Raw genomic sequence first — 24,980 nt, forward strand, 5'->3', positions numbered from 1 at the left:
GAGAAAGGGTAGAAAGCGGCCGGAGTGACGGTCAGTCGACAATCACCCGTTCCTCCGGGGTGCCTAGCAGGCACGCGCTCAGTTGCTTTCCGGCCTTGTTGAAGGCGCAGTGCGGCAGGGGCTGCTGGCTGGCATTGACCAGTGGCGGGATGAAGAAGCCCGCCAGGAGCACGGCCCAGATGATCCGCAGCGACAGCTCATCGGCGTTGCTGGGCGGGCGCGGCTTGAGCCGCTGCCGGCGCCACAGATGGATGCCGCTGTAGACCAGGGCGAAACCGAAGACCATTACATAGTCCAGCATTCGGGGCTGGATACTGAAGATCAGGTTGCCGTCGAAATCATCCGGGTAGTTGATCCGCCACCACAGGCCCAGCAACAACTGCACCAGTCCGCCGATGATCCAGGCCAGGCGTGCGCCGGGCACCCGGGTCAGTACGGCCAGGCCCAGACCCAGAACGCTGAAGGCCCAGCCGCCCAGGTACAGCATGAAATCCATGGAACCGCCGAACAGCGTGCCGCCGACTTCCCGGGGGACGATCAGGTGCAGGTTGCAACGGATCATGGTGGCCACCTGTACGGCGACGGCGATCCAGCACAGCGGGGGGTAGAGCCAGGACCAGAAGGTGTACAGGGGCGACATGCAGGGACTCGAAAATAACAGGGTCGGTGAGGGGAAGTGGTGGGTTGGATTCAGACGAACAGCAAACCGCAGGCAGCCGCGAACAGCACCAGGGCGAGGCTGATGCCCGCCAGGGGAATGCGGAACCAGTAACGAATCGCCAGCACCCACAGGCTGGCAAGAAACCCCAGGCCGATCAGCAGCAAGCCACGGGCCTCCAGCAGCAGGACCGGGTGCAGCCAGGCCAGGTAGCCATAGACCAGGCCGAACAGCATGGCGCCCAGGCTGTGGCTGGCGTTGAAGCCGACCCAGGCCCGCCACAGGCTGGTCTGGCGGGTGATCATCGGCGACACCTGGCGCATGCGTTCGGCCAGGGCCGGATCACGGGGCTGGAATTTGTCGCTGGCGAAGGTGTAGATCAGGTGCAAGGTGCCGAGCAGCAGCACGATGGCTGAGCTGGCGATGATCAGGGCGGGGGCCAACACGTTTCTTCCTTGGGCGGTGCTCGGGTGCGCGGAGTATGCAGCGGCGCCCGAGGTTTTGCACCTGCGGGCGCGGCTTTTTTACCGGCACGGGGCAGGGCGGCGGGCGCCCTGCCCAGGCCCTCAGAAGTGCTCGGCGTCGAGGCCGAACAGCGAGTCACTGCCGGCGCGGATGCTCTGCTCCAGGCTGAGGATGCGCGGCAGCAGGCGGCTGAAGTAGAAGCGCGCGGTGGCCAGCTTGGCGCCGTAGAAACCGTCGTCCTCGGAGCGCTTGTGCTCGGCCACCTGGGCCATGCGCGCCCACAGATAGGCATAGGCCACGTAGCCGAACAGTTGCAGGTACTCGACGCAGGCGCTGCCCACCGCGTGGGGGTTGTGCGCCGCCTGTTCGCGCAGCCAGTCGCTGAGGTCTTCCAGGCGCTGCACCGCGTCGAGCAGCTCGGCGGCGTAGGCGGCGCCGGGCAGGTAGGCGTAGTCGCGGATCTCGCCGGTGAACAGACGCAGGGCCACACCGCCATTGCCCACCACCTTGCGCCCCAACAGGTCCAGGGCCTGGATGCCATTGGTGCCTTCGTAGATCTGGGCGATGCGCACATCACGCACCAATTGCTCCTGGCCCCACTCGCGGATGTAGCCGTGGCCGCCGAAGACCTGCTGGCCGAGCACGCAGCTGTCCAGCCCGGTGTCGGTAAAGAACGCCTTGGCCACCGGGGTCAGCAGCGCCACCAGGGCCTCGGCGTTTTGGCGCTCAACGGGCTGGTCGGCGAACTTGGCCAGGTCCAGCTGCTGGCCGACGTAGCTGGCAAAGGCCCGGCCGCCTTCGGTCATGGCCTTCATGCTCAGCAGCATGCGCCGCACATCGGGGTGGACGATGATCGGGTCGGCGATCTTGTCCTTGGCCACCGGGCCGGCCGGGGAGCGGCTCTGGATGCGCTCGCGGGCGTAGGTGCGGGCGTTCTGGTAGGAGTTCTCGGCGCAGCCGATGCCCTGGATGCCGATGGACAGGCGCTCGTAGTTCATCATGGTGAACATTGCCGCCAGGCCCTTGTTGGCCTCGCCGATCAGCCAGCCGCTGGCGCCGTCGAAGTTCAGCACGCAGGTGGCCGAGGCCTTGATGCCCATCTTGTGTTCGATGGAACCGCAGCTCACCGCGTTGGCCGCGCCGAGGTTGCCGTTGGCGTCCACATGGATCTTCGGCACCAGGAACAGCGAGATGCCCTTGGGCCCGGCCGGGGCGTCCGGCAGCTTGGCCAGCACCAGGTGGATGATGTTTTCGGTCAGGTCCTGTTCGCCGCCGGTGATGAAGATCTTGCTGCCGCTGATCCTGTAGCTGCCGTCGGCCTGGGGTTCGGCGCGGGTGCGGATGATCCCCAGGTCGGTGCCGGCGTGGGCCTCGGTCAGGCACATGGAGCCGGCCCAGCGGCCTTCGTACATCGGCGGCAGGTACAGCTGCTTGAGCGTTTCGCTGGCGTGGGCGTCGATGGCCAGGCAGGCCCCGGAGCTCAGGGCCGAGTACAGGGCGAAGCTGGAGTTGGCGGCGTAGAGCATCTCTTCGAACTGCACCGCGAGCATCTTCGGCATGCCCATCCCGCCGTAGGCCGGGTTGCCGCTCAGGCCGACCCAGCCGCCCTGGATATAGGTGCTGTAGGCCTCCTTGAAACCGGCCGGGGTGCGTACCTGCCCGGCGTGCCAGCTGGCGCCTTCCTCGTCGCCGCTGCGGTTGAGCGGGGCGATCAGATTGCCGGTGACCTTGGCCGCTTCTTCGAGAATGGCGTCGGCGGTGTCGCCGTCCACGGTATCGGCCAGGGCCGGCAGACGGGCCCAGAGCTTGGGCGCATTGAACACTTCATGCAGGACAAAGCGCATATCGCGCAGGGGAGCGTTGAATTCGGGCATTGCAGGAACCTCGGGCAAAAGGGGAGGTTGAACGGCCGTAGCCGCATGAATCGAAAACGCCAAGCCCGCCTCCTTGTAGGAGCCGGCTTGCCGGCGAAGAAGCCCGCGAGCCATGTATCGACCTGGTCGACGCCTTCGCCGGCAAGCGGAGCGCCACCCGGCCAGCTCCTACAGGGGCTGGGTCGGTGTATTCAGGCTAGAGGTTTTTCGCCATGTCGCGCAGGACGAACTTCTGGATCTTGCCGGTGGAAGTCTTGGGCAATGTGCTGAAGACCACGGTGCGCGGCACCTTGAAGCCCGCCAGGTGTTCGCGGCAGAAGGCGATGATCTCGGCTTCGCTCACGTCCTGATGATCGGCCTTGAGGGTGATGAAGGCGCAGGGGGTTTCGCCCCATTTTTCGTCGGGCCGGGCCACCACCGCCGCTTCCAGCACCGCCGGGTGGCGATAGAGCACGCCTTCCAGCTCGATGGTGGAGATGTTCTCGCCGCCGGAAATGATGATGTCCTTGAGTCGGTCGCGAATTTCGATGTAGCCGTCGGGGTGGGTCACCCCCAGGTCGCCGGTGTGGAACCAGCCGCCCTCGAAGGCTTCGGCGGTGGCGGTGGGGTTCTTCAGGTAGCCCTTCATCACGGTGTTGCCGCGCATGAAGATCTCACCGATGGTCTGGCCGTCCCGGGGCATGGGTTCGAGGGTCTTCGGATCGGCCACCATCACCCCTTCCAGGGTCGGGTAGCGCACGCCCTGGCGCGACTTGATCTGCGCCCGCTGCTCCAGCGGCAGCTCGTCCCAGGCCGCGTGCCAGGCACACAGGGTCACCGGACCATAGACCTCGGTCAGGCCGTAGACGTGGGTCACCTTGATGCCCATCTCCTCCACGGCGCCGATCACCTTGGCCGGTGGCGCGGCCCCGGCCACCATGGCGTTGACCGGGTGGTCGATGGCCGCCTTGGCCGAGTCCGGCATGTTCACCAGGGCATTGAGCACGATGGGCGCGCCGCACAGGTGGGTGACCTGATGCTCGCGGATCAGGTTGAGGATCTTCTGCGGGTCGACCCGGCGCAAAAACACATGCACCCCGGCCAGGGCGGTGACGGTCCAGGGGTAGCACCAGCCATTGCAGTGGAACATCGGCAGGGTCCACAGGTACACCGGGTGGTTGCCCATGGCCCAGGTCATCTGGTTGCCCAGGGCATTGAGGTAGGCGCCGCGGTGGTGATAGACCACGCCCTTGGGGTTGCCGGTGGTGCCTGAGGTGTAGTTCAGGGCGATGGCCTGCCACTCGTCGTCCGGCCACTGCCAGGCAAACTCCGGATCGCCCTCGGCGAGAAAGGCCTCGTAATCCAGATCGCTGACCGGCTGGCCTTCGCCGTACTCGGGGTCGTCAAGGTCGATCACCAGGGGCGGGTGGTCGAGCATGGCCACGGCGGCGTGGATCACCTCATGGAACTCGCGGTCGGCGATCAGCACCTTGGCTTCGCCGTGGGCCAGCATGAAGGCGATGGCCTCGGCGTCCAGGCGCACGTTGAGTGCATTGAGCACGGCGCCGATCATCGGCACGCCAAAATGCGCTTCAAGCATCGCCGGGATATTCGGCAGCATCACCGCCACGGTGTCGTTCTTGCCGATACCGCGCCCGGCCAGGGCCGAGGCCAGACGCCGGCAGCGGCTGTAGGTCTGGGCCCAGGTGCGGCGGATCGAACCGTGGATCACCGCCGGATAATCGGGGTAAACCGCAGCGGTGCGTTCGATGAAGCTCAAGGGGGAGAGGGCGATATGGTTGACGGCAGACGGCGCCAGGCCTTGCTCGTAGATGGACATGGTTCGGGTACCCGGTGGCTGATTATTAGCTCTATTGGCCGAGGCTTTTTGCAGGCGCTCGGTGACTTATCCGGGGTCTTTTATATACTGTTTGTCGATTGATATGGAAGTACTACCTGAGTTGTATAGTAGTTGTACTATATTGAATCTTCGCTGTTGCCACCCACAGGTTGATCGACCATGCCCACCTCCACCCACCTGAGCCGCTGGCTGCAGCTCCAGCGTGAAGGCCGCTTGCCGGACTCGCCCTGGCTCGGCCACGACCCGCAACCGAGCCTGCTGCTGGACGCCCGGGCGCAGCCGCTGGACCTCAACCCGGCGCTGCGCCAGTGGCTGGACGATGCGGCCACTGGCGATCTCGCGGCCCTGCTGCCGATCAACCACCCGGCCCTGGTGCGGGCCTGCCTGGAGCAGCAGCGCGCCATCGAACAGGTGGAGGCCCAGTGGGGCGAACGCATCCTGCTCTGGAGCTTTATCCCTGACCCGCACCGGCAGCGGGTATTGGCCCGCTGCCAAGAGGCCACGACCCAGGTCCAGGCCGAGCGCGAGTCGGCCAGGGCCCGGCGCCTGTACCGGCTGATCACCGAGAACACCACCGACCTGATTTCCCGGCACACCCCGGACGGCACCTTCCTCGACGCCTCGCCGGCGTCCTGGACCCTGTTGGGCTACTGGCCCGAACAACTGCGCGGCCTGCTGGCCCGCAGCCTGTTCCACAGTCAGGATCTGGCTGGGCTGATGCAGCGCACTCAGGACGCCCTGGAGCAGGACGGCTACCACACCATGACCTACCGCATCCGCCATCGCGACGGTCATTACCTGTGGTTCGAAACCGCCTGCCGCGGCATCCGCGACACCTACACCGGGACCGTGGTGGAAGTGGTGGCGGTGTCCCGGGACATCACCGCCCGGGTCCAGGCCGAGGAGAACAAGCGGCGCCTGGCCGAAGTGGTGGAAGCCAACCCCGACCCGGTGCTGTTCATCCAGCCCGGCGGCGCGGTGACCTACCTCAACCCGGCCGCGCGGCGCACCCTGGGGCTTGCCGCCGGGCAGGCGATGCCGGAGCTGGCGGCGATCCTCAGCCAGGAAGTGCTGCAGAGCCTGCAACAGGAAGGCTGGAGCTGTGCCGAGCGCAGCGGCCGCTGGAGCGTCGAGACGCGCCTGCAACCCCCGGCCGGCGGCGGTTCGGTGCCGGTGTCGCTGATGCTCCTGGCCCATCGCGCCGCCAGCGGCGAGCGTTTCTATTCCCTGGTGGCCCACGATCAGAGCGAGCGCGAACTGCGCGAGGCCCAGCAGCGCCATCACCAGGACGAACTGGCCCACACGGCGCGCCTGGTGACCCTGGGCGAACTGGCCTCGGGCATCGCCCACGAGATCAACCAGCCCCTGGCGGCGGTGGTCAATTACGCCAATGCCAGCCAGCGCTACTTGCAGGCCCTGGACATTCAGCCCGACGCCGCCCGCAAGGTCGCCCAGGGCCTGGAGCGGATCGCCGAACAGGCGACCCACGCCGCCGAAGTGATCAAGCGCCTGCGGGCCTTTCTGCGCAAGGGCGGGCGCCGGGTGCAGGCCCTGGACCTCGCCGAAGTGGCCCGGGAAACCGTGCGCCTGTGCGCCTGGGAAGCCCAGGCCAGCCAGGTGACGATCGAGCTGCGCCTGGCGGATAATCTGCCGCCGGTGTACGCCGACCGGGTGCTGCTGGAACAGGTGCTGCTGAACCTGTTGCGCAACGCCATCGAAGCCAATCGCGAAGTGCATCCACAGCAAGGCTCGCACATTGTGCTGGGCGCCGAAGCGGCGGCCGAGGGCGGGGTGCGGATCAGCGTCAGCGACCAGGGCCCCGGGGTGTCTGCCGAGCAGTTGCCCCAGCTGTTCACCCCGTTCTACACCAGCAAGGCCAACGGCCTGGGGCTCGGACTGTCCATGAGCCGCAGCATCGTCGAAGGCTTTGGCGGCGACTTGCAGGCTCAGCTCCAGGAGCGTGGCTTGACGATGTGCTGCCACCTGCCGGCCACGGCCCCGGCCGATCCCGATGCAACTTCCCACCCGATAACAGGAGCAAGGCAATGACAAGTGAGGCGCAGCAGCTGGTGTATGTGGTCGACGACGACCCGGGCATGCTCGACTCCACCGTCTGGCTCCTGGAGTCGGTGGGCCTCAAGGCGCTGCCGTTCACCAGCGGCCGCGAGTTTCTCGAACACTGCGACCCCAGCCTCAATGCCTGCGTGCTGCTGGATGTGCGCATGCCCGGCATGGGCGGGCTGAATGTCCAGGAAGAGTTGCGCCAGCGCGATATCCACCTGCCGCTGATCTTTGTCAGCGGCCACGCCGACGTGCCCATCGTGGTCCGCGCCTTCAAGGCCGGAGCGGTGGATTTCATCGAGAAGCCCTACAACGAACAGCTGCTGCTGGACAGCGTGCAACAGGCCCTGAGCCGCGCCGACCGCCATCAGCACCAGAGCGCCGGGCAGGCCCGGGTGCAAGGTTTGCTGGAGAGCCTGACGCCACGGGAGAAGGACGTGTTGCTGCCGCTGGTGCAGGGCTATAGCAACCGCGAGATCGCCGAGCAGTTGGGGGTCAGCATCAAGACCATCGACCTGTACCGCTCACGGGTGATGAAGCGCATGCAGGCCGAGCACCTGCCGCAGCTGGTGGGCATGGCGATTGCCGCCGGGCTGGTGGACCCGCTGCAACTGCGCTGAGGCTCAGGCTCAGGCCACCGCGCTGTGCAGCGGCGCGCCCCCCAGCAGGCGCTCGATGGCGCCGCTGAGCAGGTTTTCCAGCAGGGCTTCGCGTTCACGCTCGGCCAGCGGTTGCTCGCTGAACCAGCTGGGGGCGCTGTTGAGCAGGTTGGCCAGGGCATGGGCGGCGGCGCGCTGGGCCTGCGGGCCAAGGCCGGGCGGGGTGCCCAGCAGTTGCAGCAGCTGTTGCTCGTAACGCTCGCGCAATTGCCCGACCCGCAGTTGCTGGTCGGGATTGAGGCAGCCGCTGTCACGCTCCACCAAGCGAAAATGCCGCGGCAATTCCCGGTGCAGCTTCAAGTGGGCGCGGATCAGCGCCGGCAGGCAGTCGCCCTGCAACTTTCGCCGTTGCAGGCGCTTGAGGGTGCTGTGCAGCTCATCGAAGAACTCTTCGATCAGGTCCAGCAGCAGGTGCTGCTTGCTCGGGTAATGGTGGTACAGCGAGCCCGGGGTCAGCCCCAGATGGCTCGCCAGCTCACGCATGCCGACCTGGCCGAAGCCCTTGCTGGCGAACAGCTCCAGGGCCTTGTCGCGGCTTTCGGCAAAGCGTGAGCAGCGCTCAGCCATAGGTATGGAAACCCCGACCGGTCTTGCGCCCCAGGTAGCCGGCGGCAACCATTTCCTTGAGCAGCGGCGCGGGGCGGTACTTGCTGTCGTTGAAGCCGTCGTAGAAGGCTTCAAGGATCGCCAGCAGGGTGTCCAGGCCGATCAGGTCGGCCAGGGCCAGCGGGCCGATGGGCTGGTTGCAGCCCAGGCGCATGCCGGCGTCGATGTCCTCGGCGCTGGCCAGGCCTTCCTGGAACACCAGGATCGCCTCGTTGATCATCGGCACCAGGATGCGGTTGACCACAAACCCCGGGCGGTTGCCGGCGGTGATCGCGGTCTTGCCCAGGCGCTCGGCCATGTTCATGGCCAGGGCGTGGGTCGCATCGCTGGTCTGCAGGCCGCGGATCACCTCGATCAGGCCCATCACCGGCACCGGGTTGAAAAAATGCAGGCCGATAAAGCGCTCCGGCGCGCTGACGCTGGCCGCCAGTTGGGTGATCGACAGCGACGAGGTGTTGGAGGCGATCACGCACTCGGCGCTGACCTGGGCGGCGATCTGCTGCAGCACCTTGAGCTTGAGGTCGAGGTTCTCGGTGGCGGCTTCGATCACCAGTTGCGCGTCCTTGAGCACGCTGTAGTCGGTGCTGATGCGGATCTTGTCCAGGGCGGCGCGCTTGTCGTCTTCGCTCAAGGTGCCTTTGCTCACCTGACGGTCGAGGTTCTTGCCGATGGTGGCCAGGGCCTTGTCCAGGGCGCCCTGGGCGATGTCCAGCAGGGTCACGTCGAAGCCCGCCTGGGCGCAGACCTGGGCGATGCCGTTGCCCATGGTGCCGGCGCCGATCACCCCGATATTTGCAAGATTCATCTTCAGCTCTTCCTTTGTTCATGGCCTTCGCGGAGCATGGCGCGGTTGCCTTGCCCTGCGGGTTATCCAGCGCGAGTCTAGAGCCGCACACGGTGGCCGGCCTATGCCGAAAGCGGTCAAGGGTGCTGGCGTTTTTTGCCATAGGTCCAGCTACGGGAGCACAGCCTCTACATGCGTGAAACGGATTCGGTCGCGGTCTACTTTGTCCGGGTGATGACCCACGCCCTGCGCCAGCAGCCGCAGCGGCTGGCGGCGGTACTGAGGGAGGCCGGCATCGACCCGGCGCTGCTCGACCAGCCCCGGGCGCGGGTGCCCGGCAGCGCCTTTGCCACGTTGTGGCTGATCCAGATCCGCGAGTTGCAGGACGAATTCTTCCAGCTCGACTCTCGGGGCATGCCGCCGGGGGCTTTCGCCCTGATCTGCCGCGGGCTGATCCAGGAGCCCAACCTGGAAAAGGCCTTGCGCCAGTGCCTGAACAACTTTGGCCTGTTCCTGCGCGACGTCGGCGCCAGCCTCAGCCTGCGGGGCAAGCGCGCGGTGATCAGCCTGGACAGCTGCTGCGACGATCCGCTGCGTAGCCATTACGCGGAGGAAACCCTGCTGGTGCTGATCATCAGCCTGTTGTGCTGGCTCGGCGGGCGGAGGATACCCATCGACCGCGCTGATTTTCGTCATTCACGCCTGAGCCTCAGCGACGACCCGCTGCTGTGGGGCAGCAACCTGACCTGGAACGCCGGGCGCACCGAGATCGAATTTGCCAGCCGCTTTTTGCGCCTGCCGGTGGTCCAGGATTTGGCCTCGCTCAAGGTGTTCCTGCGCAGCGCCCCGCAGTGGCTGGTGATCCGCTTTCGCAACCAGCACGGCCTGACCCGCCAGGTGCACCAACGCCTGCGCAGCTGCCACTACAGCCAGTGGCCGACCCTGGAAGCCTTTGCCCGCGAAGTGCAGATGAGCGCCAGCACCCTGCGCCGGCGCCTGGAGCGCGAGGGCGGCTCCTATCAAGAGATCAAGGACGAAGTACGCCGCGGCGTGGCCGTCGAACTGCTACGCCGCACCAGCGTCAGCATCAGCGAGATTGCCGAACTGACCGGCTTCCAAGAGCCCAGCGCCTTCCACCGCGCGTTCAAGAAATGGACCGGCGAAAGCCCCGGTCGCTACCGCGCCCGCCTCAACCCAACCCTGTAGCCGCTGCCGCAGGCTGCGCACGGCTGTGCAGGAGACGCGGGGATTTTGAAGGCGCTGTAGATTCGGCGGGAGATCGCCAGGCAAGGCCCTACGGGCCTTTGCGCAGCTTCGCAGGCTCAGCAGCGGCTACAGGTTTTCATTGGGGTTAGACCGGGCTGCGGCCGGGCATCTGGATGCCGTGCTGTTGCACGCGGCGGTACAGGGTGGCGCGGGAGATGCCCAGGGCCTTGGCCGCCGCCACGGGTTTCCAGCGGTGGCGCACCAGGGCATCCAGCAGGGCCTGGCGCTCGGGGCTGGTGGCGGTTTCCAGGGCGGGCAGGGCGCCTTCGGCCTCGGCGCCGCGCAGTTGTTCGGGCAAGTCATGCAGTTGGATCAGCGGCCCTTCGCACACGGCGCAGGCGTAGCGCAGCACGTGGCGCAATTGCCGCACGTTGCCCGGCCAGCGGTAGCCCAGCAGGCATTCCAGCGCCGCATTGCCCAGTTGCACCGGCGCGCCGCAGCGCTTGGATTCTTCTTCGACAATCTGTGTGATCAGTGCCAGCCGGTCGCTGCGTTCGCGCAGCGGCGGCAGCTGAAAGCGCGCGCCACCGAGGCGGAAATACAGGTCTTCGCGAAAGCCGCCTTCGGCCACCAGCGCTTCCAGGTCGCGGTGGGTGGCGCAGATCACCTGGATGTCCACCGCCTTGCGCTGCGCGGCCCCCAGCGGCGCCACTTCACCCTCGGCCAGCACCCGCAGCAGGCGGGTCTGCAAGGCCAGGGGCATGTCGCCGATTTCATCGAGGAACAGGGTGCCGCCATCGGCCTGTTGCAGCAGCCCCTGCATGCCCTTGCTCGACGCACCGGTAAAGGCTCCGGCGACGTAGCCGAACAGCTCGCTCTCGATCAGGTTCTCGGGAATCGCCGCGCAGTTCACCGCGACAAAGGGCCGGTCCCGGCGCTGGCTGGCCTGGTGCAGCTGGCGGGCGAAGACTTCCTTGCCGGAGCCGGTCTCACCCTGGATCAGCACTGGCAGGTGGCGGTCCTTGACCCGCACCGCCAGGCGCAGGCTCTGTTCCACTCGCGGGTCCAGCGGTTCGCCGGCCAGGCTCAGGCGCGGGCGACTCTGGGGCCGGCGCGGCGCCTGCAAGCGGCCATGCAGCTCGGCGGACAGCGGGCACAGGGCTTCGTCCCGGGCGCGCTGCAACAGCTGCGGGTCGAACACCTGGGTGATGTGCTGCGGCAAGCGGCCATAGCGGCGCAGCAGGTAATGGCGCGCCGCCGGGTTCAGCGCGCGCAGGCAACCCTCGTCGTCCCAGGCCAGCAGGTAATCGGGCTGGCTGTCGACATAGCCCGGGCTGGCATGGGCCCGCAGCACCCAGTAACCCTGGGCGCTGTTCATGAAGAACGCCTGTTCGATCTCCCGCGCGCTCTGCACAACCATCTGCCGGATCAGGTGCTGGGAACGGCGGTCATCCGGGGAGCGCACTGCCGACACGTCCAGCACCCCCAGCAGCTCGCCCTGGGGGTCGAACACCGGGGCGGCGGAGCAGGTCAGGCCGATAAACGCGGCGCGAAAGTGGTCGCGCTTGTGCACGGTGATCGGCGTGCGCGCGGTGAGCACCGCCGCCACGCCGCAGGTGCCTTCTTCACCCTCCGACCAGCAGGTGCCCAGGTACAGCCCGGCCTTGCGGCAGTCGTTGCGCAAGGTGGATTCCACCCGGTAGTCGATGGTCTGGCCCTGGGCGTCGGTGAGCAGCACGCAGTAGTCGGCGTCGCGCACCCGGCCATGCAGGCGCGCCACTTCTTCGCTGGCAATGCGCAGGAACAGCTCGGAGCGCTCACGGCATTCCTTGAGCACGTTTTCCGACAGGATGCGCGGCCCCTGCAGCGAGCCGGGGTCCAGTTGGTGCTGCTCCATGGAGCGCCGCCAGGAATCGAGGATCAGGCTCGGCACCGGCGCCTGGGGCAGGTGCGCGGCGTTTTTCAGGACCCGGCTGACGCAGTCCACATGGGCTTTGGAATGTGCGGAAAGCATGAAGGCCTCCGGTTGCAGCTTCTTATCGTTGTCGGCGCATTAAGCGCCGATCCGCCGCCCTCGACAAGCACCGAACGCCGCCGGGACGGCAGTGAGACGCAACGTCTCAAGGTCTCGCCCAGGCCCCGTGCAGCCTGACATGCAACGTCTCACGGGCGGCTGGCTTCAACGCGCCGCAGCAAGCACGTCAGCCGCTCTGGAACAGCCTTTTGCAGAGGTTTTCCGACACCTGGCACCGGCCTTGCTCTGGCCCTTGGCAACCAGTCTCCGGCAACCCGCGTCGACTGGCCCATCGAAGAATAAGAACGAGGTGCCCGATGTTTTCTCCTGCCTGTGCTCCGCCCGCGGTGAGCCCATGAACCGCCGCCCCCTGACCGTTGGCATCATCGCCAACCCGGCCTCGGGCCGTGATGTGCGCCGCCTCACCGCCAACGCCGGGCTGTTCTCCAGCACCGACAAGGTCTCGGTGATCCAGCGTCTGCTGGCGGCTTTTGGCGCCACCGGCATCACCCAGGTGCTGATGCCTACCGACATGACCGGTATCGCCGCCGCGGTGCAGAAAAACAGCCGCAGCCGCCAGGCCCGGGAGCAGCACTGGCCGGCCCTGGAGTTCCTCGACCTGACCCTGCGCCAGAGCGTCGAGGACACCCGTCAGGCCGCGCGCTGGATGGCCGAGCGCGAGGTGTCGCTGATCGCCGTGCTCGGTGGCGACGGCACCCACAAGGCGGTGGCCGCCGAGGTCGGTGACATTCCGCTGCTGACCCTGTCCACCGGTACCAACAACGCCTTTCCGGAATTGCGCGAAGCCACCAGCGCCGGGCTGGTCGGTGGGCTCTACGCCAGCGGCCGGGTGCCCGCCGAGATCGCCCTGCGGCGCAACAAGCGCCTGCTGGTGCGCGAGCCGTCCCGAGGCCTGTGCGAGGTGGCCCTGGTGGACGTGGCGGTGTCGCCCCTGGCCTTTGTCGGCGCCCGGGCCATCAGCCGCGCCAGCGATCTGGCCGAGGTCTTCGTGACCTTCGCCGAGCCCCAGTCCATCGGCATTTCCGCCCTTTGCGGGCTGTGGCTGCCAGTGACTCGCCAGGAACCCCACGGCGCCTGGATGCGCCTGGACCCGCAGTCCCCCGAAGCGCTGCTGGTGCCCCTGGCCCCCGGCCTGCTGCAGGGCTGCGGCGTGCTGGAGTCCGGTTACCTGCAACCCAACGAGCCCCAGCCGCTGTGCCTGAGCGCCGGCACCCTGGCCCTGGATGGCGAGCGCGAGATCGAATTCAACCCCCACGACCGGCCCACGGTCACCCTGGATGCCGGCGGCCCGCTGAGCATCGACGTCAACGCGGTCCTGGCACACGCGGCGCGCCAGCGCCTGCTGGCCATCGACCGCGATCACCGGCAACACCCCGTGAACCTTCAGTCCGAAGACACCCTGGAGAATAAAAATGTCGACACCCCTGACCACTGACCAGTTGCTCCACGCCTACCGGGTGATGCGCACCATCCGCGCATTCGAAGAACGCCTGCACGTGGAATTCGCCACCGGCGAGATCCCCGGTTTCGTCCACCTCTACGCCGGGGAAGAAGCCTCCGCCGCCGGGGTCATGGCCCACCTGCGGGACGACGACTGCATCGCCTCCAACCACCGCGGCCACGGCCATTGCATCGCCAAGGGCGTGGACGTCTTCGGGATGATGGCGGAGATCTACGGCAAGAAGACCGGGGTCTGCCAGGGCAAGGGCGGCTCCATGCACATCGCCGATTTCGAGAAGGGCATGCTCGGCGCCAACGGCATCGTCGGTGCCGGAGCGCCGCTGGTGGTGGGCGCGGCCCTGGCCGCAAGGCTGCAAGGCACCGACGGTGTGTCGGTGGTGTTCTTCGGCGACGGCGGCTCCAACGAAGGCGCGGTGTTCGAGGCCATGAACATGGCCTCGGTGTGGAACCTGCCGTGCCTGTTCATCGCCGAGAACAACGGCTACGCCGAGGCCACGGCGTCCAACTGGTCGGTGGCCTGCGACCACATCGCCGACCGCGCCGCCGGTTTCGGCATGCCCGGGGTGACGGTGGACGGCTTTGATTTCTTCGCCGTGCACGAAGCTGCCGGCGCCGCCGTGGAGCGCGCCCGGGCCGGGGAGGGGCCGTCGCTGATCGAGGTCAAGCTGACCCGCTACTACGGCCACTTCGAGGGCGACGCCCAGACCTACCGCGCGCCGGATGAGGTCAAGCATTACCGCGAGCACAACGACTGCCTGATGCAGTTCCGCGAACGCACCACCCGTTCGGGCCTGGTGCAGGCCAGCCAGCTGGACCAGATCGATGCCGACGTGGAAGCGCTGATCGAAGACGCGGTGCGCAAGGCCAAGTCCGACCCCAAGCCGAGCCCCGCCGACCTGCTTAGCGACGTGTACGTCGCTTACCCATAAGAACCTGCTCACGATCTGCTGCGCTTAGCTCATGCGGCGTTAAAAATGGCTTCGAAATGCTCATTTAGGGCCCTAAATTCCGCTTTCTCAGCCATTTTTGCCTTGCCTGAGCGTCGCTCGCTAGATCGTGAACAGGTTCTACAGCCTCCTCCAAGAACAACAAGAGACCACCATCATGGCGAGAAAAATCAGTTACCAGCAGGCCATCAACGAAGCCCTGGCCCAGGAAATGCGGCGCGACCCCAGCGTGTTCATCATGGGTGAAGACGTGGCCGGCGGTGCCGGCGCCCCCGGCGACAACGACGCCTGGGGCGGTGTGCTCGGGGTGACCAAGGGCCTCTACCATCAATTCCCCGGGCGGGTGCTGGATACACCGCTGTCGGAAATCGGCTACGTCGGTGCCGCAGTCGGCGCCGCCACCCGTGGCGTGCGCCCGGTGTGCGAGCTGATGTTCGTCGACTTCGCCGGCTGCTGCCTGGACCAGATCCTCAACCAGGCGGCGAAGTTTCGCTACATGTTCGGCGGCAAGGCCCAGACTCCGCTGGTGATCCGCACCATGGTCGGCGCCGGCCTGCGCGCCGCGGCCCAGCACTCGCAAATGCTCACCTCGCTGTGGACCCACATCCCCGGGCTGAAAGTGGTCTGCCCGTCGTCGCCCTACGACGCCAAGGGCCTGTTGATCCAGGCCATCCGCGACAACGACCCGGTGATCTTCTGCGAGCACAAAATGCTCTACAGCCTGCAGGGCGATGTGCCGGAAGAGTCCTATGCGATTCCCTTCGGCGAGGCCAACTTCCTGCGCGACGGCAAGGACGTGACCCTGGTGTCCTACGGGCGCACGGTGAACACCGCCCTGGACGCGGCCCGTGCCTTGGCCGGGCGCGGCATCGATTGCGAGGTGATCGACCTGCGCACCACCAGCCCGCTGGATGAAGACAGCATCCTGGAAAGCGTGGAGAAGACCGGGCGTCTGGTGGTGATCGACGAAGCCAACCCGCGCTGCTCCATGGCCACCGACATCTCGGCCCTGGTGGCGCAGAAAGCCTTCGCGTCGCTCAAGGCGCCGATCGAAATGGTTACCGCGCCCCACACCCCAGTGCCGTTCTCCGACGCCCTGGAAGACCTGTACATCCCCGACGCGGCGAAGATCGAAAAAGCCGTGCTCACTGTGATCGAGTGGAGCCGCTGATGAGCCAGATCCATACCCTGACCATGCCCAAGTGGGGCCTGTCGATGACCGAGGGCCGGGTCGATGCCTGGCTCAAGGAAGAAGGCCAGAGCATCAGCAAGGGCGATGAAGTGCTGGACGTGGAGACCGACAAGATCTCCAGCAGCGTCGAGGCGCCGTTCTCCGGCATCCTGCGCCGGCAGATCGCCCGCCAGGACGAGACCCTGGCGGTGGGCGCGCTGCTGGGCATCGTGGTCGAAGGCGAAGCCAGCGACGCCGAGATCGACGCGGTGATCGAGCAGTTCCAGGCCAGCTTCGTGCCCGGCGACAGCGCCGACGAAGACAGCGGCCCGGCGCCGCAGAAGGTCGAACTGGGCGGCCGCCTGATCCGCTATTTCGAGCGCGGTGAAGGCGGTACGCCGCTGGTGCTGGTGCACGGCTTTGGCGGCGACCTCAACAACTGGCTGTTCAACCACGAAGCCCTGGCCGCCGGGCGCCGGGTGATTGCCCTCGACCTGCCGGGCCACGGCGAATCGACCAAGGCTCTGCAACGCGGCGACCTCGATGAATTGAGCGAAGTGCTGCTGGCATTGCTGGATCACCTGGAGATTCCCGTGGCCCATCTGGTAGGCCATTCCATGGGCGGCGCGGTGTCCCTCAACACCGCGCGGCTGGCGCCGGACCGCGTGCGCACCCTGACCCTGATCGGCAGCGCCGGCCTGGGCACTGAGATCAACGGCGACTACCTGCAGGGCTTTGTCGAGGCCAGCAACCGCAATGCGCTGAAGCCGCAGCTGGTGCAGCTGTTCTCCAATGCCGAGCTGGTGAACCGGCAGATGCTCGACGACATGCTCAAGTACAAGCGCCTGGAAGGGGTGCAAACCGCCCTCGGGCAACTGGCCGGCAAGCTGTTCGCCGATGGCCGCCAGCAGGCCGACCTGCGCCCGGTGGTGCAGGACGGCGCACAGCCGGTGCTGGTGATCTGGGGCAGTGACGACCGGATCATTCCGGCGAGCCACAGCGCCGATCTCAAGGCGCAGATCGAGGTGCTGCCGGGGCAGGGGCACATGCTGCAGATGGAAGCGGCGGAGCAGGTCAACCGCCTGATCCTCGACTTTATCCGCCAGCACTGAGGTGTGCTGCGGCGGCCAGGGGGCCGTCGCAGCTCTACAAGAATATGGAGAAGCCAAGATGAGTGTTTCCCTCAAATCCGTTCCGAGCATGCGCGCCGCGGTCTGGCACGGCCGCCACGATATCCGCGTCGAAGATGTACCGCTGCCGGATGCGCCGCCCGCCGGCTGGGTGCAGATTCGCGTCGACTGGTGTGGCATCTGCGGTTCCGACCTGCACGAATACGTGGCCGGGCCGGTGTTCATTCCGGTGGACGCGCCGCACCCGCTGACCGGGATCAAAGGCCAGTGCATCCTCGGCCACGAGTTCTGCGGCGAGATCGTTGCCCTGGGCGAAGGGGTCCAGGGTTTCAGCCTCGGTCAGCCGGTGGCCGCCGACGCCTGCCAGCACTGCGGCACCTGCTACTACTGCACCCACGGCCTGTACAACATCTGCGAAAACCTGGCCTTTACCGGGCTGATGAACAACGGTGCCTTCGCTGAATTGGTCAACGTGCCGGCCAACCTGCTGTACGCCTTGCCGGCCAACTTTCCCGCCGAGGCCGGAGCGCTGATCGAGCCGCTGGCGGTGGGCATGCACGCGGTGAAAAAAGCCGGCAGTTTGTTGGGGCAGAACGTGGTGGTGGTCGGCGCCGGCACCATCGGCCTGTGCACCATCATGTGCGCCAAGGCCGCAGGCGCGGCCCAGGTGATTGCCCTGGAAATGTCCGGCGCGCGCAAGGCCAAGGCCCTGGAGGTGGGCGCGACCCACGTGCTCGATCCCAAGGAATGCGACGCCTTGGCCGAGGTCAAGCGCCTGACCGGCGGATTGGGCGCCGATGTCAGTTTTGAGTGCATCGGCAACAAGCACACCGCCAAGCTGGCCATCGACCTGATCCGCAAAGCCGGCAAATGTGTGCTGGTGGGGATTTTCGAAGAGCCCAGCGAGTTCAACTTCTTCGAACTGGTGGCCACCGAGAAACAGGTACTGGGGGCCTTGGCCTACAACGGTGAATTCGCCGATGTGATCGCCTTTATCGCCGATGGCCGGCTGGACATTGCGCCGCTGGTGACCGGGCGCATCCAGCTGGAAGAGATCGTTGGCCAGGGCTTTGAGGAACTGGTCAACAACAAGGAGCACAACGTCAAGATCATCGTTTCCCCCGGTCAGTTGCGACGCTCGTAAGCGAGCGATTTGGCGATGGTCGGCAGCGGCCATCGCACTTTTTTACAGTTTTGCGTTCTATCACCAGGCCTGGCCGCGCCGATCCCCGCCGCAGCCCGTGAATTTCGACCCGGTGCCGATGGCCTACGCTCCCTCTTCTTGCATGATGCAAACCCGCTTTCAGCGCCTGTTCCTGGTGGTGCTGCTGATGCTTGGCGCCACGGCCTGCACCCAGCAGCAAGGGCGCGATATCGCTAAACAGTTTCGTGAAGGCAAGCCTGACGAATTCTTCCAGACCAGCGTCGATCGCATGGCCACCATCGGCATGCGCGACAACCTGCAGAGCCTGTACCTGCTGATGGGCAAGCTCTATCTGCGTAATCCCAGCCAGTGGCGCAAGTCGGGGTTCCCCGATGGCACCACGGCCCAGCGCGAGATTCGCAATGCCATCGAAAAGCGCCAGCCATTGCCGGCCCTGGGGGATCGTCGTGATCTGGCGGCCTTGAGTTATTCCTTGAGCCCGGAGTTTCAGGGGGATCGGGTCGGGGCCTTCATCTATGCCATTGGCAGCATGTTGGTGACGGCCCATGGCGGGCGGACCGAGTTCTACATGACCGATACCATTGATCCGCAGTTCATCAGTAATGCGGCGCGCAATATTGAAAAAGCCACTTGGCTGTTGAGCCAGCGTCAGGATGCCAATGGGGTGCTGTTGCTGTTCTCCAACGAGATTTCCGAGGAGGGCAGCAATCTGAGTTTTGCTGTGGAGTTTGGGAAGATTGTGGCGCGGTTGGATTTGCTGACGCAGATTCTGGATGAGCGCTATCGGCGGGTGGGGTTCAATTATGCGCAGAGTCTGTTGTTGATGAATTTTTTGCCGGTGCAGTAGTTGGGGGCAGAGCACTCGTCTTGTGGCGAGGGAGTTTGGCGGTTGTGGAGCCTGAGTTTGTGGTTTGTGTGTACATATCCGTTGCTGCGGGTGTGGCCGCTTATGGTTTCGCCCTTACGGCGAGTCACTTTGGAAAGAGCCCAAAGTAACCAAAGGCTCTTGCCCCTCCACTCGGTGCCTCGCCTAGGCTCGGCATGCCCGAACGAAGGCATTGATCCGTGGGCCGCCGCCACAGGCCATCCATGGCCTGGGGCGGCTAACCCGGCATCCCTGCCGGGTTACCCACGGCTCAATGCCTGCGTTCGGCCATCGTGGTTAACGGGGCGTTCAGATCAAGATCAAGATCAAGATCAAGAGCGCGACGGCGGCCTGCCGGCCGGCCTGAAGCTAAGGGTGGGGTGCGTTTGTGTAGGAGCTGGCTTGCCAGCGAAGGCGTCAGTCCAGGCCCTGCATGAGTTTGCGCGCCAGTCCGATACGGTGGCCTTTGCCAGCGCCATCAGTGGTGAGGGGCGGGGGATGGATGGGCTGGTGTCGGTGCCGCTGTCCAACCCGCGCTTGGGCGATCGGGACATTCAGGTGCTGACCATGCCCAAGCGGGTGTTGCCGGAAAGCCTGGCGTTCTTTATCGACACCTTGATTGCGCGGTTGCAGAAAGAGGGCTGAGGGAGGCTGCTGACCGTTCTCGCCGAGCCGGACACGCTCAGGGCGCTGGGTGAGTTCCTGATCAAGGCTTCAGCTGACATGGCGGCCAATGGCCTGGAGCATGTGCACCTGCAAGATGTGATCGAGCACTTCTCGCACCAGCAGCATGTGGATGTGATTGCCCTCAACCGGGCGCTGATCAAGCCTGCCTGAGGCACTGCCGTGCGCGGCCCGGCTACATGTTGCGAATCCTCTCGTTGACCCTGAGTTCGAACTTAAAGCCAATGCCCACGTCATTCAGGGTTTCGGTAACCCGGGCCATGAAGTACTCGGCCTGCTCGGGCAGTTCATACAAGCCTACGACCTGGATGATCGGGTACTTGCCATAGGCGCCGGGGATCTCGGTGTAGATTTGGCCACCTTCGATGAAGGCGATGTAGCTGTTGATTTTCTCTTGCAGCAAGAGCAGGTGTTCGCCTTGTTCCGCCTTGCTGCCCCATTCGAGGTGGTCGGTCATCACCAGCAACAGGCTGTCGGGCGGGTCTTTGGGAATTGCCCAGAAATCGATGACTTTGGGATTGGTGATGGACACGTCTGATCCTTAACGAGGTCGGCTTGCAAGCATTTCATTTACCGGGTCACTGAGCGCCAGGTCACCAGTCCATCCAGGCCATGCTCGGACTTCAGGTAGTTGAGTGTGTTCTGTGCCTCGGCCTTTTCTTCGAACGGGCCGGCAAAAAGGTGCGGTGGCTCATCGAGAATGGTGGGGATATCGATTAGCCCCATCTGTGCAGCCAGGCGTTCAAACTCTTCATCGGTTTGAGCGCTGATGCGCGCTACCCAACCGCTGCGATCCCTCAAGGCGATAGGCTCCACTTCGGCGCCGCAGCGCTTGCATCGTGAGGCGCTGGCGTTGATGTCCTGGGTGCAGGCAGGACAAGGGCGCAGATCCTCATGCACCAGCGCATCAACGCCAGTCTTTGCCAGCCGTGGCATCAACCACACGGCAAGCAGGGCGACGCCCGGAAAGAACAGCCCGATTGCAAACCATCTCGGCCCCGAGCGCCCACGTGTACTGGCAGCGTAAGCGGTTATTGCCGTGAGAATGAGCCAGAGGGGGAGCGAGACGCCCATTGCAACTCCTTGTGTTGAGGTGTGAGTAATGCTCCCGCTGAACGGGGGCTGCAAAATATCCGTTCTTTGGCGGCGACGCCATAAACCATCATGCGAGCGGCCTGGTGTGGGTAGTGGCCAGTGAGGTCAAGTGGTCGCTCGGTCGGCGCCGCTGCCGTTATCAAACCGGAGCGCCTTTGTGTTGCTGGCGCGCCAGGCCATTGGCTTGCTGTCGAATGATGAGGACAATCACGGCGCGGGGTGATTCAAGGCCTTACCCCGGGCGGCTGCCACGAACCACCCGGGTGCACCTTGAGCAAGAGCGGCTAGGCGCGTGCCTGCCGGGATAGCCGATCCTGTGCCTACCGTTATTCCCGGAGCCTTTGCCCAGTGCCTGACCTGTCGATCAACGCCGCCTACGCCAAACGCTTCAACGCGGTACTCGCCTACATCAATGAGAACCTTGAAGGTGATCTGTCGGTGAGGACGTTGAGCCGGGTGGCGAACTTCTCCGAGTTTCACTTCCATCGGCAATTCACCGCCTTCGTCGGCGTGCCGGTTGCACGTTATGTGCAACTGATGCGCTTGCGCGGTGCGGCCCATCGCCTGGTGTCCCGGGCGGACCACTCGGTGCTGGAGGCCGCGTTCGGCGCCGGTTTCGAAAGCCCCGAGGCGTTTTCCAGGGCGTTCAGGCGGGCGTTCGGCATGAGCCCGAGTGCGTTCAGGAAGCAGCCGAACTGGCAGGTCTGGAATGCGGTATTTGCCATCCCTCATTTTTCCAGGAGCATCATCATGCAGGTACGAATCGTGGACTTTGCCGACACCCGGGTTGCAGCGCTGGAGCACTGCGGGCCTGCCGAGCTGGTCAATGAAAGCGTGCGCAGGTTTATCGATTGGCGGATGCAGAGCGGGCAGTCGCCGGTGGCATCGAGTCGCAGTTTTGGCATTCCCTTCAACAACCCCGATACCACGGCGCCGCAGGAATTCCGCTTTGCCATCTGCGGCGAGATTCATGAGGCGGTGGTGGCCAATGAGGTGGGTATTGGCGAGATGCAGATTGCCGGTGGCCGCTATGCGGTGGTGCGGCATGTGGGCTCGCCGGATCACATCGGTGAAAGCATCTACCCGATCTACCGCGATTGGCTGCCGGGCAGTGGCGAGGAACTGCGGGATCAGCCGATGTTCTTTGAATACCTGAGTATTTATCCGCAGACCCCACTGGAGCAGTGGCTGACGGATATTTATGTGCCCTTGCAGTAGTGGGGATGGGTCAAACCTTGCTCATGACCTCGATTTGAGCATGACCTTCGGGTACAGGAGTTCGACCTTTGCCAACGTTGAAACGCTTTAGCGTTCAGGGAACCGCGGTGGGCGGTGAGCAGAGCATCCAGCTGGACGAGATCTCGATTCTCGCCGAGCCGGACACGCTCAGGGCGCTGGGTGAGTTCCTGATCAATGCGGTCAACGAAATGGCGCTCAATGGGCGGGAGCATGTGCACCTGCAAGAGGTGATCGAGGACTTTTCCCATGAGCGGCATGTGGATTTCATTGCGCTTAACCGGGCGCTGATCCTGCCGGCATAAGGTGGTGCTGCGCGCTGCTCGACCGAGGGGCAGCGCGCAGCTGGCGGGCTACAGGCCGGGAGCCTGTTCGGTCACTTTCAGCTCGAAATCGAAGCCAATGCCGCGCTCGTTGAGGAGCTCGCCAATGCGTTTGAAAAACCAATCGACCTGCTCGGGCAGCTCGTGCAAACCCAGGACCCGGATCATCAGCTGCTTGCCGCAGGCATCGGGAATTTCGCGGTAGATCTCCTCACTTTCGATAAAGGTGATGTAGGTGTTGATCTTCTCCTGCAGCAGGAGCAGGTGCTCGCTGTGCGCCGCTTCGTCACCCCATTCGAGAGGGTCGACCATGATCAACAGCAGGCTGTCGGGCGCGGATTTGGGGATTGCCCAGATATCGATGACTGTTGGGTTGGTGATGGACATGGCTGATCCTTCAGAAGGTGGGGGGCGGCATTGTATGACGTGGCTGATGGTGGTTTCAGGACGCGGTCGAGGACACTGGGTGATACGCCAGCCTCTTGCAACACCAGCTACAACAAAAAATTCACTCCCGCGGGATGTTTTTATGACGTGTGCGGATTTAAGGTAATGACGAAATGCCATCATCATTGGGCGCGCAGCTGGCTCAATGTCGTATTTCAGGCCTAGGCCAAGACAAGCCCGGGTGGCAGCGGCATGGGCAGTGTGGTTTGGCTTGATTGATGCTGCCGCGCCGAGGCAGCTGCAGGTCGATCAACCGGTCGTCGGGCTGTTTGCAGCTCCATGACCTACAGTCGATAGCCTGGGATGACAGCAGCGAAGTACCGACAACTCCACCAAGAGAGATAAAAAATGAACGTCCGGACAATGAACCTCGCTCCACGGTCTGCCGCCTTTTTCTCACTCATTGTCCTGGTGGTGTTTGCCTTGGGCATTGTCGCGGTGCTGCAAATGGGCAAGCTGCGAGACGCGGAACAGGATGTCGAGACCAACTGGATGGCCAGCATCCGCGAGATCGGCAAGATGAAGACCGGCGTCTTGCGCCTGCGCCTGGAAAGCATCCGCATCACCGTGACCACCGACGAACAGCAGCGGCAAACCCGCATCGCCTCCTTGAGTGGTTATCGAAACACGCTGCAGAGCACCATCAGCCAGTACCAACCCCTGATTACCGGGCCGGCGGAGCGCGAGCTGTACCAGGCGGTGGCGACTGATGTGCAGGCTTACTTCAAGCTGCTGGACGAGCTGGAGCCGCTGTTGCGCAGCGGTGACAACGCTGCGGCCATCACCCTGATCAATACCCGCATCAGCCCCATGACCAACATCATGCAAGAGAAGATGGACAAGCTCTCGGACTTCAATGACGAGGGCGCGAAGCAGGCGGGGATCACCGCCGCGTCGGTGTACAGCAGCGGCCTGACGCTGGTGCTGGTGCTGATGGGGGTGACGGTGGTGCTCACCGTGGTGCTGGCCACCGTGCTGACCCGCAGCATCACCTCGCCCATCGGCGATGCCCTGGCGGTGGCCGAACGCATTGCCGGCAGCGACCTGTCCCGGGAGATCGCAATCAGCGGCCGCGATGAAGCCGGCCGCCTGCTGGCCGCCCTGGCCAAGATGCAGAGCAACCTGCGGGAAACCATTGCCCACATCGCCGATTCCTCCACCCAGCTGGCCTCGGCCTCGGAAGAAATGACCGCGGTGACCGAAGATGCCAGCCGCGGGCTGGTGCGGCAGAACGATGAAGTCAACCAGGCGGCCACCGCAGTGACTGAAATGAGCGCCGCGGTGGACGAGGTGGCCCGCAACGCCGAAGCGGCTGCGCAGTCGTCCCGCGAGTCCATGGAGTTCACCCGCTCCGGGATCGAGAACGTGGCCCAGACCCTCAAAGCCATCGAAGGCCTGGCCGACAACGTGGCCAGCACCGGTGAGCAGGTCAAGGCGCTGTCTGGTCGGGCTCAGGACATCAGCAAAGTGGTGGAAGTGATTCGCGCGATTGCCGAGCAGACCAACCTGCTGGCGCTCAACGCGGCCATCGAAGCCGCCCGCGCCGGCGAGCAGGGCCGGGGCTTTGCGGTGGTGGCCGATGAAGTGCGGGCCCTGGCCCATCGCACCCAGCAGTCGACCCGGGAAATCGAACAGATGATCACCGCGATCCAGGCCGATTCGACCCAGGCGGTGAGTGCGATGAACGTCAGTGCGGAGATGGCCAGCAGCTCGATTTCGGTGGCGCAGAATGCCGATGTGTCGCTCCAGCAGATTGCCCAGGCGATCACCCAGATCAATGAGCGCAATCTGTTGATTGCCACGGCCTCGGAGGAGCAGGCGCAGGTGGCGCGTGAGGCGGATCAGAACCTGACCAGTATTCGTGAGTTGTCGATCCAGAGTTCGGCGGGGGCCAGTCAGACGGCCAGTGCTTGTGGGGAGATGGCCAATCTGGCGATTGAACTGAATCGGTTGGTGGCGCGGTTCAAGGTTTGAGGGTGGTTTTTTGCCTTGCGGTGGTCTGGTTACTCTGTGGGGGCTGGCTGGTGAGCGAAGCTTGTCGAAGATGATGGTGGGGGGCTTCGACAGCGTTTGTTCTTTGGGGGGGTACATATCCGTTGCTGCGGGTGTGGCCACTTATGGTTTCGCTCTTACAGCGAGTCACTTTGGAAAGAGCCCAAAGTAACCAAAGGCTCTTGCCCCTCCACTCGGTGCCTCGCCTAGGCTCGGCATGCCCGAACGCAGGCATTGATCCGTGGGCCGCCGCCACCGGCCATCCATGGCCGGGTG

Annotated in this window: 22 protein-coding genes and 2 pseudogenes; 14 read left to right on the forward strand and 10 right to left on the reverse strand. The window is 64.9% G+C overall.

Annotation, left to right across the window (positions count from 1 at the left end; genetic code table 11):
- Window positions 1–31: 31 nt before the first annotated feature.
- The 4 genes from PFZ56_RS16470 to PFZ56_RS16485 all read right to left on the reverse strand — a co-directional run bounded on the left by PFZ56_RS16470 (window position 32) and on the right by PFZ56_RS16485 (window position 4,816).
- Complete coding sequence (locus tag PFZ56_RS16470; protein WP_170005026.1) at window positions 32–640, reverse strand: hypothetical protein; 609 nt, start codon at window positions 638–640, stop codon at window positions 32–34.
- Window positions 641–690: 50 nt separating this feature from the next.
- Window positions 691–1,104, reverse strand: a complete 414-nt coding sequence (locus tag PFZ56_RS16475; RefSeq protein WP_170005024.1) for a hypothetical protein — start codon at window positions 1,102–1,104, stop codon at window positions 691–693.
- Between the two features lie 120 nt (window positions 1,105–1,224).
- Window positions 1,225–2,997, reverse strand: coding sequence for an acyl-CoA dehydrogenase C-terminal domain-containing protein (locus tag PFZ56_RS16480; protein ID WP_123392682.1), 1,773 nt, complete (start codon window positions 2,995–2,997; stop codon window positions 1,225–1,227).
- A gap of 196 nt (window positions 2,998–3,193) precedes the next feature.
- Complete coding sequence (locus PFZ56_RS16485) at window positions 3,194–4,816, reverse strand: acyl-CoA synthetase (protein WP_110597082.1); 1,623 nt, start codon at window positions 4,814–4,816, stop codon at window positions 3,194–3,196.
- Between the two features lie 180 nt (window positions 4,817–4,996).
- Here PFZ56_RS16485 and PFZ56_RS16490 point away from each other — a divergent pair, with 180 nt between their 5' ends.
- Both PFZ56_RS16490 and PFZ56_RS16495 read left to right on the forward strand, forming a co-directional pair.
- Entirely contained in the window at window positions 4,997–6,886 is a 1,890-nt protein-coding gene (locus tag PFZ56_RS16490) for a PAS domain S-box protein (RefSeq protein WP_394304394.1), read from the forward strand.
- Window positions 6,883–7,518 carry a response regulator transcription factor gene (locus PFZ56_RS16495; protein WP_102880268.1) on the forward strand — a complete coding sequence of 212 codons (636 nt, stop codon included), beginning with the start codon at window positions 6,883–6,885 and terminating at the stop codon, window positions 7,516–7,518. The genes PFZ56_RS16490 and PFZ56_RS16495 overlap by 4 nt, the downstream gene beginning before the upstream one ends.
- A 9-nt stretch (window positions 7,519–7,527) precedes the next feature.
- On the opposite strand, the gene PFZ56_RS16500 is transcribed toward PFZ56_RS16495, so the two are convergent.
- Together PFZ56_RS16500 and PFZ56_RS16505 are read right to left on the reverse strand one after the other, a co-directional pair.
- Window positions 7,528–8,124, reverse strand: coding sequence for a TetR/AcrR family transcriptional regulator (locus PFZ56_RS16500; RefSeq protein ID WP_115582015.1), 597 nt, complete (start codon window positions 8,122–8,124; stop codon window positions 7,528–7,530).
- Entirely contained in the window at window positions 8,117–8,968 is an 852-nt protein-coding gene (locus PFZ56_RS16505; protein ID WP_110653733.1) for a 3-hydroxybutyryl-CoA dehydrogenase, read from the reverse strand. Before PFZ56_RS16505 ends, PFZ56_RS16500 begins: the two co-directional genes overlap by 8 nt.
- 171 nt (window positions 8,969–9,139) lie before the next feature.
- On the opposite strand from PFZ56_RS16505, the gene PFZ56_RS16510 reads away from it, so the two are divergent.
- Window positions 9,140–10,153, forward strand: coding sequence for an AraC family transcriptional regulator (locus PFZ56_RS16510; RefSeq protein ID WP_170004170.1), 1,014 nt, complete (start codon window positions 9,140–9,142; stop codon window positions 10,151–10,153).
- Window positions 10,154–10,298: 145 nt separating this feature from the next.
- Here PFZ56_RS16510 and PFZ56_RS16515 read toward each other — a convergent pair whose 3' ends face one another.
- Window positions 10,299–12,167 carry a sigma-54-dependent Fis family transcriptional regulator gene (locus PFZ56_RS16515; protein ID WP_170004168.1) on the reverse strand — a complete coding sequence of 623 codons (1,869 nt, stop codon included), beginning with the start codon at window positions 12,165–12,167 and terminating at the stop codon, window positions 10,299–10,301.
- A gap of 355 nt (window positions 12,168–12,522) precedes the next feature.
- Between PFZ56_RS16515 and PFZ56_RS16520 the strand changes: the two are divergent.
- From PFZ56_RS16520 to PFZ56_RS16550, 7 genes and pseudogenes are all read left to right on the forward strand, one after another.
- Window positions 12,523–13,598: pseudogene (locus PFZ56_RS16520) on the forward strand (ATP-NAD kinase family protein).
- Window positions 13,599–13,600: 2 nt separating this feature from the next.
- A complete protein-coding gene (locus PFZ56_RS16525; protein ID WP_065363509.1) occupies window positions 13,601–14,578 on the forward strand; it encodes a thiamine pyrophosphate-dependent dehydrogenase E1 component subunit alpha in 978 nt (325 codons plus the stop codon).
- Between the two features lie 175 nt (window positions 14,579–14,753).
- Entirely contained in the window at window positions 14,754–15,767 is a 1,014-nt protein-coding gene (locus PFZ56_RS16530; protein ID WP_170004164.1) for an alpha-ketoacid dehydrogenase subunit beta, read from the forward strand.
- On the forward strand, window positions 15,767–16,879 hold the full coding sequence (locus PFZ56_RS16535) for an acetoin dehydrogenase dihydrolipoyllysine-residue acetyltransferase subunit (RefSeq protein ID WP_170004162.1): 1,113 nt from the start codon (window positions 15,767–15,769) through the stop codon (window positions 16,877–16,879). Before PFZ56_RS16530 ends, PFZ56_RS16535 begins: the two co-directional genes overlap by 1 nt.
- 88 nt (window positions 16,880–16,967) lie before the next feature.
- The gene (locus PFZ56_RS16540; RefSeq protein ID WP_262379841.1) at window positions 16,968–18,041 is read left to right on the forward strand and encodes a 2,3-butanediol dehydrogenase; all 1,074 of its coding nucleotides are present in this window, start codon (window positions 16,968–16,970) and stop codon (window positions 18,039–18,041) included.
- A gap of 142 nt (window positions 18,042–18,183) precedes the next feature.
- Window positions 18,184–18,909 carry a hypothetical protein gene (locus PFZ56_RS16545; protein WP_170004158.1) on the forward strand — a complete coding sequence of 242 codons (726 nt, stop codon included), beginning with the start codon at window positions 18,184–18,186 and terminating at the stop codon, window positions 18,907–18,909.
- 420 nt (window positions 18,910–19,329) lie between these two features.
- Window positions 19,330–19,572 (forward strand): hypothetical protein, encoded by a 243-nt coding sequence (locus tag PFZ56_RS16550; protein ID WP_262379840.1) that lies wholly within the window; start codon window positions 19,330–19,332, stop codon window positions 19,570–19,572.
- Between the two features lie 214 nt (window positions 19,573–19,786).
- Here the strand turns inward: PFZ56_RS16550 and PFZ56_RS16555 are convergent, their stop codons facing one another.
- Both PFZ56_RS16555 and PFZ56_RS16560 read right to left on the reverse strand, forming a co-directional pair.
- On the reverse strand, window positions 19,787–20,143 hold the full coding sequence (locus PFZ56_RS16555; RefSeq protein ID WP_170004156.1) for a DUF6572 domain-containing protein: 357 nt from the start codon (window positions 20,141–20,143) through the stop codon (window positions 19,787–19,789).
- A 38-nt stretch (window positions 20,144–20,181) separates the two neighbouring features.
- Window positions 20,182–20,685 carry an SPOR domain-containing protein gene (locus tag PFZ56_RS16560; protein ID WP_170004154.1) on the reverse strand — a complete coding sequence of 168 codons (504 nt, stop codon included), beginning with the start codon at window positions 20,683–20,685 and terminating at the stop codon, window positions 20,182–20,184.
- 369 nt (window positions 20,686–21,054) lie between these two features.
- Between PFZ56_RS16560 and PFZ56_RS16565 the strand changes: the two genes are divergently transcribed.
- Window positions 21,055–21,924 (forward strand): GyrI-like domain-containing protein, encoded by an 870-nt coding sequence (locus PFZ56_RS16565; RefSeq protein WP_110597093.1) that lies wholly within the window; start codon window positions 21,055–21,057, stop codon window positions 21,922–21,924.
- 68 nt (window positions 21,925–21,992) lie between these two features.
- Window positions 21,993–22,247: a hypothetical protein gene (locus tag PFZ56_RS16570; RefSeq protein WP_170004122.1), complete on the forward strand. Its 255-nt coding sequence runs from the start codon at window positions 21,993–21,995 to the stop codon at window positions 22,245–22,247.
- A 48-nt stretch (window positions 22,248–22,295) separates the two neighbouring features.
- On the opposite strand, the gene PFZ56_RS16575 is transcribed toward PFZ56_RS16570, so the two are convergent.
- On the reverse strand, window positions 22,296–22,652 hold the full coding sequence (locus PFZ56_RS16575) for a DUF6572 domain-containing protein (RefSeq protein WP_108546317.1): 357 nt from the start codon (window positions 22,650–22,652) through the stop codon (window positions 22,296–22,298).
- A gap of 507 nt (window positions 22,653–23,159) precedes the next feature.
- On the opposite strand from PFZ56_RS16575, the pseudogene PFZ56_RS16580 reads away from it, so the two are divergent.
- Both PFZ56_RS16580 and PFZ56_RS16585 read left to right on the forward strand, forming a co-directional pair.
- Window positions 23,160–23,783 (forward strand): annotated as a pseudogene (locus tag PFZ56_RS16580) (MCP four helix bundle domain-containing protein); the annotation flags it as partial.
- 198 nt (window positions 23,784–23,981) lie between these two features.
- Window positions 23,982–24,686, forward strand: a complete 705-nt coding sequence (locus PFZ56_RS16585) for a methyl-accepting chemotaxis protein (RefSeq protein ID WP_394304654.1) — start codon at window positions 23,982–23,984, stop codon at window positions 24,684–24,686.
- Window positions 24,687–24,980 lie beyond the last annotated feature (294 nt).

Source organism: Pseudomonas danubii, from assembly GCF_042980055.1.
Taxonomy (GTDB): Bacteria; Pseudomonadota; Gammaproteobacteria; order Pseudomonadales; family Pseudomonadaceae; genus Aquipseudomonas; species Aquipseudomonas danubii.

Bases quoted from the DNA above. Each gene is read 5' to 3' on its own strand.
- PFZ56_RS16515 (WP_170004168.1), bottom strand. From the start codon at position 12,167: ATGCTTTCCGCACATTCCAAAGCCCATGTGGACTGCGTCAGCCGGGTC.
- PFZ56_RS16510 (WP_170004170.1), top strand. From the start codon at position 9,140: ATGCGTGAAACGGATTCGGTCGCGGTCTACTTTGTCCGGGTGATGACC.
- PFZ56_RS16585 (WP_394304654.1), top strand. From the start codon at position 23,982: ATGAGCGCCGCGGTGGACGAGGTGGCCCGCAACGCCGAAGCGGCTGCG.
- PFZ56_RS16505 (WP_110653733.1), bottom strand. From the start codon at position 8,968: ATGAATCTTGCAAATATCGGGGTGATCGGCGCCGGCACCATGGGCAAC.
- PFZ56_RS16535 (WP_170004162.1), top strand. From the start codon at position 15,767: ATGAGCCAGATCCATACCCTGACCATGCCCAAGTGGGGCCTGTCGATG.
- PFZ56_RS16530 (WP_170004164.1), top strand. From the start codon at position 14,754: ATGGCGAGAAAAATCAGTTACCAGCAGGCCATCAACGAAGCCCTGGCC.
- PFZ56_RS16490 (WP_394304394.1), top strand. From the start codon at position 4,997: ATGCCCACCTCCACCCACCTGAGCCGCTGGCTGCAGCTCCAGCGTGAA.
- PFZ56_RS16575 (WP_108546317.1), bottom strand. From the start codon at position 22,652: ATGTCCATCACCAACCCAACAGTCATCGATATCTGGGCAATCCCCAAA.
- PFZ56_RS16480 (WP_123392682.1), bottom strand. From the start codon at position 2,997: ATGCCCGAATTCAACGCTCCCCTGCGCGATATGCGCTTTGTCCTGCAT.
- PFZ56_RS16470 (WP_170005026.1), bottom strand. From the start codon at position 640: ATGTCGCCCCTGTACACCTTCTGGTCCTGGCTCTACCCCCCGCTGTGC.
- PFZ56_RS16540 (WP_262379841.1), top strand. From the start codon at position 16,968: ATGCGCGCCGCGGTCTGGCACGGCCGCCACGATATCCGCGTCGAAGAT.
- PFZ56_RS16525 (WP_065363509.1), top strand. From the start codon at position 13,601: ATGTCGACACCCCTGACCACTGACCAGTTGCTCCACGCCTACCGGGTG.
- PFZ56_RS16495 (WP_102880268.1), top strand. From the start codon at position 6,883: ATGACAAGTGAGGCGCAGCAGCTGGTGTATGTGGTCGACGACGACCCG.
- PFZ56_RS16485 (WP_110597082.1), bottom strand. From the start codon at position 4,816: ATGTCCATCTACGAGCAAGGCCTGGCGCCGTCTGCCGTCAACCATATC.
- PFZ56_RS16560 (WP_170004154.1), bottom strand. From the start codon at position 20,685: ATGGGCGTCTCGCTCCCCCTCTGGCTCATTCTCACGGCAATAACCGCT.
- PFZ56_RS16500 (WP_115582015.1), bottom strand. From the start codon at position 8,124: ATGGCTGAGCGCTGCTCACGCTTTGCCGAAAGCCGCGACAAGGCCCTG.
- PFZ56_RS16545 (WP_170004158.1), top strand. From the start codon at position 18,184: ATGATGCAAACCCGCTTTCAGCGCCTGTTCCTGGTGGTGCTGCTGATG.